Consider the following 10,148-nt stretch of genomic DNA (forward strand, 5'->3'; position numbering starts at 1 on the left):
GCGACTTTCACGGGCGACATCGACGAGGAAGCGCCTCCCAGAAGACCGATCGTTTTTACAGAACGGAAACATCGAGAGGTTCCGTTGGATCGAACTTTCAAGCTCGACGATGGTGGAGAACGCCAGAGTGGAGCCCCCCTTGATCCAAGACGCGTTTTTGCCCCCGGTCACCGAACAGGATCGTCCGCATTGCCGCGGCGGTGCTACGGTGGCACAGGAGAAGACGAATGCTCGTCCGCCGGGTGGTGAGTGGTCCCCCGACCGAGACAGGGACGCCCCGACACCAGGCCTGGAGCCGCGGCTGTTCCCGTACATCTGGCGCCACTCGAAGCGCGACCAACTTGCCATCTGCATGGTCGTCCTGGCCTCGGTGCCGTTCTACTTCGCCTCCCTCGACCTGCCCAAGCGCATCGTCAACGACGCGATCATCGGCAAGGCGTTCGCCCACGGCGAGGCGACCGCGCCGTTCCTGAATTTCGAGATCGCGTGGCCTGCCTTCCTCGGTGGCGGTTGGACCGAGATTTTCAATGGCTTCCACGCCGACCGCCAGGGACTGTTGCTCTGGTTGTCCGGGCTGTTCCTCATCCTCGTCCTGATCAACGGTGCCTTCAAGTTCCGGATCAACCTGCAGAAGGGGGTTTTGGGTGAGCGGATGCTGCGCCGCCTACGCTTCCAGCTGTTCTCGCTGATGTTGCGCTTTACCCCTGAAACCCAGCGCGAGGTGAAATCCTCTGAGACCGCGACCATCATCCGCGACGAGGTCGAGCCGATCGGCTCCTTCATCGGCGACGCGATCGTGGTGCCCGCCCAACTCGGCACGCACGCCGCGACTGCGCTGGCCTTCATTCTGATGCAGAACGTGTGGCTCGGACTGGCCGCCGGCGCGATAGCCGGCGTGCAGATAGCCGTCATTCCTCGGCTCAGGCACGCGATCCTACGCCTCAGTCGTCAGCGTCAGATCGAGTCTCGCAACCTCGCCGGCCGTGTCGCGGAGGTGCTGGACGGGCTCGATGCCGTGACGGTCAATGACAGCGTCCGCTGGGAGAGAGCCGAGATCAGCGGCCGGCTCCATGGGCTCTATGACCTGCGCCTGCAGATCTATCGGCGCAAGTTTGCGATCAAGTACCTCAACAACCTACTCGCACAGGTGACACCGTTCCTGTTCTATGCCGTCGGCGGCCTGCTCGCCCTTAAGGGCGAGCTCAGCATCGGCCAGCTGGTCGCGGTTTTGGCAGCTTACCGCGATTTGCCTCCTCCCCTGAAGGGACTGATCGACTGGGACCAGCAGCGCCTGGACGTTGAGGTGAAGTACGAGGCGATCGCCGCACATTTTGGTGCACAGCGCCTGCGGCTGGCCGATGCGACTCGATCGGATCTGCCGCAGGACCAAACCCGCGCCGTGACGTCGGATGGGCTCGTCCTGCGTGACCCGAAGGAGGGTCGGTCGGTGACGATCGCGGACCTGCACATCGCCCTGCCGGCGCAAGTCGGGCTTCACTCGCCCGGGACCGGCCTCGCGCACCAGTTCGCACGCGCACTTGCCGGGCTGCAATCACCTGTGGCCGGGGCGGTCTCCATCGGCGCCCTCAACCTTGTAACGGCCGGGCGTGCCGCACGAGCGCGGCGCATCGGTTACGCCGGCCGCGATCCGGTCCTGTTCCCCGGCACCATCCGTGACAACCTCGTCTATGGACTGCGCACAGCCCCACAGTCGGACCTGGAGGACACTCGGCCCCTGTTCGAGGCGCATCGCGCGGGCAACTCCCCAGACCCAGTGGACACGCAATGGGTCGACCTTGCCGCGCTCGGTGCGTCTGACACCCGCGCGCTCGACCTGCGGATGCTGGATCTGCTTTCCCGACTCGGCATGGATGAGGATCTCTACCGGTTCGGCCTGACCGCGACCTCGCGCTGCGAGGGTACGCCTTTGGGCGAGCGCATGATCGCGGCGCGCCGGCACCTGCACCGCCGGCTCGTCGCCACCGGCAAGACTGATCTCGTCCTGCCGTTCGACCTGGAGGAATACAACCAGCGCGCGACAGTTGCGGAGAACCTCCTGTTCGGCGTGCCTACAGATCCAGCCCTCGTTGGCCAACGCCTCGCGTCGGAGCCGCGCTTCCGCGCTGTGCTGGCGGAACATGGCCTGCTCAGAGACCTCGACCGTCTTGGCGTAGCGGTCGCTCGCACGCTCGTCGAGATCTCCCGGGGCCTTCCGCCGGGACATGCCCTGTTCCGTTGCCTCCCAGTGATCGACCAAGAGGCTCTACCCGAGATCGAGCGACGTCTCGCCGTGCTCGGAGATCGCGCGCTTCCCGATAGGCCCGGCGACGACGTCTTCCTCACCCTCGCACTGTCCTATATCGAGCCGTCCCACCGGCTCGGGCTGCTGGACAGACCGTTGTGCCGGCGGATCGTGGGTGCACGCGGACCGCTCCAGACGCGGCTGCATTCGGGAGGCAAGCCCGATATCGCGCCGTTCGATCCGGGCCGCATCAATATGCGCAGCTCGATGCTGGACAATCTCCTGTTCGGACGCATCGACACGACGCAGATGAACGCCGAAGTCGACATCCAAGAGCACGTCCGAGCCGCCGTGCGGCACTTCGGGCTTGAAGGCGACGTGCGGGTCCGCGGGCTCGACTACGGCGTCGGAAACCGTGGCCGGCTCCTCACGGTGCGGCAGCAAGCGTCGATCGAGCTTGCCCGTGCCGTCCTGCGCCAGCCAGATCTCCTCGTTCTGGACGGCACGCTGCGGCACCTTGAGGACTGTGCAGGCGTGATCGAGGCGCTCACGTCGGGCCCGCTCGCGCCTGAGAGTCTTCTGGTCGTGACGGACACAGCCGAGGAAGCGGCTCTATTGCCGGTCCAGGTCACGGTAGAACGATCCGGTGCTGTGCACGTCGCGCAAGCATCCTCTCCTGTGGTACTGGCCTGACGCGTATGGCTGGAAGAGCAGGCCTTCGCGTCGCTTGGCGTGGCCAGGACAAGCAGGGTGGGCCATCGTGCGACGTCGTCGGCGATGACATCCGAACTGCCGAGGCGGAGGGATATTGCAGCCGCCCCTCCTTTGTCCAGACTTCGCCATCGGTACCAGCCCCATCGGTATCCAGCCGAAGAGCCGGCGAACCTTACAGATCAAAGGCCCGGTCACGTTTTGAAGTATCGACGGCTAGGCACGCACGAGCAGTTTTCGTAGCGTACGGGTGCCGATGCCCAGCACACGCGCTGTGGCGCAGATGTCATCGGCCATGACGCGCAAGATTTCCTGAGCGTGGCGTCGGGTGATAGCTTCCAGCGAGCTGTCCGGCGCACCGCTGAGCCTACATCCGTCCGGTAGTTTGCGCAGGATCGCATCGATCTCGGCGGTTGCCGCTGGCCGAGCCAGGAAATCGGTCGCGCCCATGCGTAAGGCGGTAACTGCACCTTGGAAGGTGGCATAGAACGATAGGACGACGATGCGGGCAGCGGGATCTGCTGTGACGAGCCTCGGGATCAGGCTGACTCCGCTGCCGTCCGACAGCTTGTAATCGATGATGGCGAAGTGTGGCTGTTCAGCCGCGATGATCGCGGATGCCTCACCGAGAGATGAGGCCACCCAGACGTGGTAGTCCAGTTCGGCCAACTCCCGCCCTCGTTGCTCTCGGCTGACCGGATCCGCGTCAGCGAGCAGGAGGCATCCAGGCCGCTCATGCGCCGCCATCGGGCATGGAGATGTTCGTCCCACCCAATCCACCAAACCTTTATCCCGACGCACCCAGTTCAATCCTCCAGCTTGAGCCCCGCCAGCGGCTACGTCTTGCAAGCGACATTGCCCGTTCAGAAGGTGATGGATTGAAGGCAGATTGACCTAGGTATTTGTCGTTCCGGGCCGTGAGTGCGCGCGTCAGATGCGACTATAAATCGAACTTACTATTATCTATCTAAGAACATTTTGGCGACATCTTAAAATATCCGGAGTTGACCTGAACAGCGACCACCCGATGACAGGTTAGGCTTTGCCGCGCTTCCCAATCCTCGATCGTCAGATTGAGTGAATCCGGCCAGCTCTCCGCGGGTACATCCAGCACCAGAAGACGGTCCGTGACCGTGTAGAGGTCATGACGCAACTCCTCCAGTTGCGCATATGTCGGCTTGGGTATCGCCGAGATCGCGCAGCCCTTCGTCAATCGTGCCGCCCATTCGGCAGCTTGATCGTTCGCCTGGATCCTAGTCATGATCAGGGCCTGTCCTGTGTAGCTTCGCAATCATACCGCCCCGGAAGAAAAGCGGCATGCTGCGGGCGCCCCGAGCGCAATGCCAGGAAAGAAGCGCCGGTCGCGGGCGTCCAGACGATGCGCACGTGGGTGTTGATCAGGTTGGTGCGAACCAGAGCTTCGAGTTAAGCCCGGTCGAACATCCGCTCTTCTACCCCCGGAACTAGGTCGCCGCGGCAGCAACCGCTACCCACAGCGTCAGTCCAGGCGGATAGCCGTTGACCTGAGCAATCAAACTGGGACTGCGGTTTGTCATAGGAGCCTCGTGGTTCGGACCAAGGATCTCACCTGAAAATGGTTCGATCCAACGCATTTTTACGCTGACTCTGATCTGAAAATTCGATTAGATCTAAGCTGCTCGGTTCAGCGATGTGGACCTTCGGTTCCGCCAGGCCGAACGTCTCAGTGCTCAAGTCGAGGACCCGAGCCAGGATCCCACCCAAGGTGGCTACATGACCCTCGACCAACTCCGGATTTTCGTGGCGGTCGCCGAACGCGAGCACGTCACGCGTGCCGCTGAAGCGCTCAATCTGGTTCAATCCGCCGTCAGCTCGGCTGTCAGCGCCATCGAGGGGCGGCACGCCGTCAAGCTCTTCCACCGGGTTGGGCGCGGCATCGAGCTCACCGAAACAGGTCGCCTTTTCCTCGGGGAGGCGCGGGCCGTGCTCGCCCGCGCAGCGCGTGCCGAGCTGGTGCTGGCTGAACTCAGCGGACTTCGACGGGGCACGCTGAGCATCCAGGCCAGCCAGACGATCGCGAGTGACTGGCTGCCCCGCTACCTGGTCGCCTTTCGCCGTGCCTATCCGGAGATTACCCTCAATCTGACGGTCGGCAACACCACTCAGGCCGCGGCCGCTGTGCGCGAGGGTGGGGCCGAACTGGGCTTCGTCGAAGGCGCGCTCGACGATCCGGCGCTGACCAGCACGACGGTGGCCGAGGATCAGCTCATGCTCCTCGTCGCCCCTGACCACCCCTGGGCAAGGCGCAGTGAGCTGTCGCTGGACGAGCTTGCGGAGGGCAGCTGGGTGTTGCGCGAGCCGGGCTCTGGCACGCGCTCGGCCTTCGAGGAGACACTGGCCCAGCGCGGTTTCAACCCGACACGTCTGACGGTGATGCTTGAACTGCCCTCGAACGAGGCGGTGCGGTCCGCGGTCGAGGCGGGCGGTGGCGCGACCGTGCTCTCGGCCTGTGTGGCTGCGGCAAGCCTCAAGGCCGAGACGCTCTGTCATGTACCGTTCGACCTGCCGAAGCGGGCGTACCGGATGCTGCGTCACAAGGAGCGCTACCGCAGCCGGGCCGCCGACGCGCTCCTCGACCTGATCAAGGCCGCTCCTGCGAGAACGGCCTGACTGCTAAGGCTGTGGTTTCATGCTGGCGAGGTAATCGACGATAGCGGGCACGTCCGTATCGTCGATCGGTGCTTTGTAGGTGTGGATCATCTTGTTAACCGTCTCACTCCATTCAGTCCTGGAGCGCTTGGGTTGAGTCAGCACCATCGCGGCCGAGTGGCAGGCCAGACAGTTGTTGTTGATTGCCTCTGCCTCGTGGCCGCCCGGGAAGGTCCGGTCGCTCTGCGGCAGCTGGACCGAGACAGACTTGAACCGCATCGCCTCGCCAGCCAGGGCGGCTCCTCCGACGAGCGAGACGGCGAACAGCGCGGCGAGCGCGAGGCGGGGCAGGATCATCGGGGACATGCTCTGCTCCTCGCCTCAGGATGCCACGACGGGCGTGGTTTCGGCCACGCTGCGCATGAAGCCATTCGGATTCCAGGTCGGCTCCAGTGGCTGGGCCACGCCCTTCGTATTGGTGCAGCGGACCTTCAGTTCGTGCCGGCCAGCGATTAGGGCAGGAAGGCTCGCCTCGAAGCGACGGAAGCTGTAGCTGCCCTCGTCTTTGCCGAGAGCAGCGGCAAGCCAGCTCTGCCCGCCATCAGAGGAGACCTCGACGGTCCTCACCCCACAATCGCCCCCAAAAGCGATGCCCCGCAGATTGAGCGGAGCCTCGGCCTTCACCAAGGCGTCAGCCTTGACGTTGGTCAGCAGGGAACGCGGCACCATCCGGTTGATCGGCACGGTGGCGTAGCCGGTCTCTCCGGGCCGAACATTCGCGCCAGGAGTGGCGGGGATACGGTAGGCGGTCTTCGTCCAGAACTGCTCGTCAGCATGATCGAGCACCTCGATGTCGGACAGCATCTTGACCCAGTAGGTCGAGTACCAGCCTGGCACGACGAGCCGGAGCGGGAAGCCGTTGAGCAGTGGCAGCTGCTCGCCGTTCATCGCGTAGGCAATCATCACCTCGCCATCGCGGGCGTGATCGAGATCCAGAGACTTCTTAAAGTCGGGCGCGTCGGCGACCACAGGCTCGTCGAGGCCATTGAAACGCACCTGCACGGCGCCAGCCTTCACGCCGGCCCGGTCGAGCACGTCCTTGAGCCGCACGCCGGTCCAGAGCGCGTTACCCATGGCGCCGTTAGCCCATTGCGCGCCGGAGACACGCGGCTCGAACAGACCGCGCGAGTTGCCCGAGCATTGGTTGACCGCGGCGATCTCGAACTGCGGCAGGCGGGCGATCTCGTCGAGCGAGAGGGAGAGTTCCTTCTCGACATGGCCGTGGATCTTGAGGCGGAAGCTCGGGGCATCGACTTCGGTGGGGATCGAGGCCCAGTGCCAACGCACGTAGAAGCGGTCGTTGGGGGTGAATACACCCTGGTCGAACACCTCGAACGGCGTCTCCAACAAGGGTGGGCGGGTGCGCTGCAGGATCATCGACCCCTTACCGGGAAACCCCGTGGTGAGGTCGCGCGCGTCGGGGCCGCCGGGCAGCGGTAGCCTGACTGAGCCAGTGGCCCAGGCAGGCGCGGCGGCACCGAGGCTGCCGAAGCCGAGACCGGCGAGGACTACACGACGTGACAGGGCGTGGTGGTTCAAGGGTGTTCTCCGCCTTGCGGGCGCGGCGCACTGAGCACCCGCACCACGATGTGCAAGGGATATCTTCTCTACAGCGTGTCTTCCAATAGAATATTCTTATATTTTTAATCGATTTTATAGATCATTATTCTCGTCGATCGAGGAGCATCTACGGGCTGGTACTGGGCACAGTGTGCTTCCCTTCAACGCTCCGCTGGTCGCTACATGCCACGACGCAGCCAGTATCGGTAACCTCTTAAGAGGTGCTTTGGCACTCGCTGCCAACTCTGTAACTAGGATTGCCAGCATAGTTAATCTGCTATTATTCGCAGTTATGGCGAACATCTATCGATATCTGACTTAAAAATCCGCATCATATAAACGTAGAGTCAGTAAAAGCTAGGAGATCGGAAGTCTTACCTTCGAGATACCGGCCAGATCTTCGCGGAGGTCTATGGTTGAAACCACGGAGGCTGCGTGCCGCTCGGCACCGCGTTCGGGTGGGCGTCAGCTAGGCAAGGCAAAGCCGCTCATGCTTAGCTGGGCTAGAGTCCCCACGCGCTGGCGTTCCGGTAGAGCATGTACCCCGCTACCGCGAAGATGACCCCGGCAAAGATCCGATTCAGGAGCCTCTTTTGGTTGGCCAGCCGGCAGGCCAGCCGCATGCCGATGAAGCCTCCGATGAGGCCCCCCGCGATGAACTCCGCGGCCACGACCCAGTCCACCAGGCCCGACAGCGCGTAGGACGCCGCCGTGGCCAATCCGAAGGCCCCCACGGCGAGGAGCGACGAGCCGACCGCGTTGATCATCGGCATGCCGGTGGCGAACAGGAGCCCCGGCACGATCAGGAAGCCGCCGCCGATGCCGAAAAACCCCGACAGCATCCCGACGGCCAGGGCCGAGGCCACGACCTTCGGCACCGACACCGGCGCATGCTCGTCGGCAGGGCCACCGTCACTTGCCGGACGCAGCATCAGGCCGCCGACCACGACCATCAGCACGGCGAACAGGAACAGCAACCTCTCTCCGTCGAACGCCTTGCCAAGGGTCGATCCGACGAGGGCCCCGAGCACCCCGACAAGCGCAAAACCCGCCGCGCAGCCCCATCGGACGTTGCCGGCCTTGGCATGGCCACCGAGGGTCATGAAGGCGTTCGCCGACACCGCCAGCGCCCCGGTCCCGATGGCCAGGTGAGGTTGGGACATCCCGACGACGTAGAGCAGAAGGGGCGTCGCCAGGATCGACCCGCCGCCGCCGATCAGCCCGAGCGTAAAGCCGACGCCACCCCCAGACAGCAGGGCGGGAAGCGCGCTCACCGTCGGACCTCGCCGGTTCGTGGCGTCATGCCCGGCGTGAGACGAAACAGAACCATGCCCGCGAGCATCGCGACGACGAACACGCCGATCGAAGGCAGGCCGAGGGTAAGCGCCGCCAGTGCCGGACCGGGACACAGGCCCACTAGGCCCCATCCGATCCCGAACAGCGTTGCGCCGCCGACCAGCCGGGCGTCGACGGTGCGTGTCGTCGGGATGTCGAACCGCGGGGCCGTCGCCGGTTTCCCCATCCAGGCCGCCATCACGTAGCCGAGGGCGGAGACGCCGACCGCACCGCCGAGGACGAAGGCGAGGCTCGGGTCCCATGGCCCCGCCACGTCGAGGAACCCGAGAACCTTGGCCGGGTCCATCATGCCTGAGATGGCGAGACCGAGGCCGAAGAGGAGGCCGGCTAAGAGGGCGACCGCCAGACGAAGGGCGCCGGTCATGTGCCGATCCCATGACGGACAATGAACACCGTCACTGCGGCCACGACCATGAAGACGGCCACCGCCGTAATCGAGCGCGGCGATAGCCGGGCTATTCCGCACACCCCGTGCCCGCTTGTGCAGCCCGACCCGAGGCGGGTGCCGTAGCCGACGAGGAGGCCGGCCGCGATCAACATCGGCCAGGACGCCTCCATCCGGACTTCGGGCCAATGCCCGGCCTGCATCCGATAAAGGATCGGGCCGAGAAGCAGGCCGACGAGGAAGGCACCGCGCCAAAGGGTGTCGCGTCTGGATGGTCCAAGCAGACCGCCAGCGATGCCGCTGATGCCTGCGATCCTCCCATTGCCCAGGAGCAGGACGACGGCGGACGCGCCGATGAGGAGGCCACCCACGAGCGGCGACAGGAAGGCGCTCACGCCCGACTTCCGACCAGCCCGAACATCGCGGCCTGCTGAGGGCGGGGGCGTCCGGCAGGTGCCGCCCGCATCGCGGGCAGGCTGTCCGGCGCGGCCGAGTAGATCCGGCGAAGCTCGTTCAGCACCGCCACGACCCTCGGTTCCGTGACGCGATAGAAGACGGACTTGTGCTCCCGCCTGGTCGAGACGAACCCGGCCTCTCGGAACTCGCCGAGTTGTTGCGACAGGGTCGGCTGCCGAATGCCGAGTTCGCGCTCGATGTCGGTGACCGAGCGTTCGCCCTCCAGCAGGAGGAAGGCGATGCGCAGCCGGTTGGGGTTCGCCAGGACCTTGAGCGCGTCGCCGATCCGAAGCGTGAGCTCCTCCGTCAAGGGGCGGTCCTCCCGAAGGCGTCGAGGGGGATCTTGAGGTAGCGCTTGCCGTTCGCCTCCGGCTCGGGGAGCCGACCGCCGCGAATGTTCACCTGCAGGGCGTGCAGGATCAGCTTCGGCATCGGGAGGGTCGCGTCGCGGGCCTTCCGGACGGCCACGAACTCGTCCTCCGTGCCCGCGGCGACCATGTGCGTGTTGGTCGCCCGCTGCTCCGCGACCGTACTCTCCCAACGTGGCTCCCGGCCACCTTGGCCGTAGTCGTGGCCGGTGAAGACACGGGTCCCGTCCGGAAGCGCGAGGATGCGTTGGATCGAGCGCCAGAGCCTCGCGGCGTCGCCGCCGGGGAAGTCGCAGCGCGCCGTCCCGGAGTCCGGCATGAACAGCGTGTCGTGGACGAAGGCGGCGTCTCCGACCACGACCGTGATGGAGGCGAGCGTATG

10 protein-coding genes and 1 pseudogene are annotated in these 10,148 nt (G+C 64.8%); 2 read left to right on the top strand and 9 right to left on the bottom strand.

Annotated elements, in window-relative coordinates:
- Positions 1–139 precede the first annotated feature (139 nt).
- Entirely contained in the window at positions 140–2,935 is a 2,796-nt protein-coding gene (locus tag PQI07_RS37460; protein WP_234742495.1) for an ABC transporter transmembrane domain-containing protein, read from the top strand.
- A 234-nt stretch (positions 2,936–3,169) separates the two neighbouring features.
- Here PQI07_RS37460 and PQI07_RS37465 read toward each other — a convergent pair whose 3' ends face one another.
- Both PQI07_RS37465 and PQI07_RS37470 read right to left on the bottom strand, forming a co-directional pair.
- Positions 3,170–3,700 (bottom strand): response regulator transcription factor, encoded by a 531-nt coding sequence (locus PQI07_RS37465; RefSeq protein WP_043075147.1) that lies wholly within the window; start codon positions 3,698–3,700, stop codon positions 3,170–3,172.
- Positions 3,701–3,920: 220 nt separating this feature from the next.
- A complete protein-coding gene (locus tag PQI07_RS37470) occupies positions 3,921–4,214 on the bottom strand; it encodes a hypothetical protein (RefSeq protein ID WP_234742497.1) in 294 nt (97 codons plus the stop codon).
- Between the two features lie 491 nt (positions 4,215–4,705).
- On the opposite strand from PQI07_RS37470, the gene PQI07_RS37475 reads away from it, so the two are divergent.
- Positions 4,706–5,602, top strand: a complete 897-nt coding sequence (locus tag PQI07_RS37475) for a LysR family transcriptional regulator (RefSeq protein WP_043075146.1) — start codon at positions 4,706–4,708, stop codon at positions 5,600–5,602.
- Between the two features lie 3 nt (positions 5,603–5,605).
- On the opposite strand, the gene PQI07_RS37480 is transcribed toward PQI07_RS37475, so the two are convergent.
- From PQI07_RS37480 to PQI07_RS37510, 7 genes and pseudogenes are all read right to left on the bottom strand, one after another.
- Positions 5,606–5,947, bottom strand: a complete 342-nt coding sequence (locus PQI07_RS37480) for a hypothetical protein (RefSeq protein WP_007568969.1) — start codon at positions 5,945–5,947, stop codon at positions 5,606–5,608.
- Positions 5,948–5,962: 15 nt separating this feature from the next.
- Positions 5,963–7,180, bottom strand: coding sequence for a molybdopterin-dependent oxidoreductase (locus tag PQI07_RS37485; RefSeq protein WP_007568971.1), 1,218 nt, complete (start codon positions 7,178–7,180; stop codon positions 5,963–5,965).
- Between the two features lie 524 nt (positions 7,181–7,704).
- Positions 7,705–8,475 carry a sulfite exporter TauE/SafE family protein gene (locus PQI07_RS37490; protein WP_007568973.1) on the bottom strand — a complete coding sequence of 257 codons (771 nt, stop codon included), beginning with the start codon at positions 8,473–8,475 and terminating at the stop codon, positions 7,705–7,707.
- The gene (locus PQI07_RS37495; protein WP_007568975.1) at positions 8,472–8,921 is read right to left on the bottom strand and encodes a YeeE/YedE family protein; all 450 of its coding nucleotides are present in this window, start codon (positions 8,919–8,921) and stop codon (positions 8,472–8,474) included. The genes PQI07_RS37490 and PQI07_RS37495 overlap by 4 nt, the downstream gene beginning before the upstream one ends.
- The gene (locus PQI07_RS37500) at positions 8,918–9,337 is read right to left on the bottom strand and encodes a YeeE/YedE family protein (RefSeq protein WP_007568976.1); all 420 of its coding nucleotides are present in this window, start codon (positions 9,335–9,337) and stop codon (positions 8,918–8,920) included. The genes PQI07_RS37495 and PQI07_RS37500 overlap by 4 nt, the downstream gene beginning before the upstream one ends.
- Positions 9,334–9,708 (bottom strand): ArsR/SmtB family transcription factor, encoded by a 375-nt coding sequence (locus PQI07_RS37505; protein WP_007568978.1) that lies wholly within the window; start codon positions 9,706–9,708, stop codon positions 9,334–9,336. Before PQI07_RS37505 ends, PQI07_RS37500 begins: the two co-directional genes overlap by 4 nt.
- Positions 9,705–10,148 (bottom strand): annotated as a pseudogene (locus PQI07_RS37510) (MBL fold metallo-hydrolase); the annotation flags it as partial. The pseudogene PQI07_RS37510 and the gene PQI07_RS37505, both read right to left, overlap by 4 nt.

The sequence above is a fragment of the Methylobacterium sp. 092160098-2 genome, assembly GCF_028920805.1.
GTDB classification, from domain to species: domain Bacteria; phylum Pseudomonadota; class Alphaproteobacteria; order Rhizobiales; family Beijerinckiaceae; genus Methylobacterium; species Methylobacterium fujisawaense.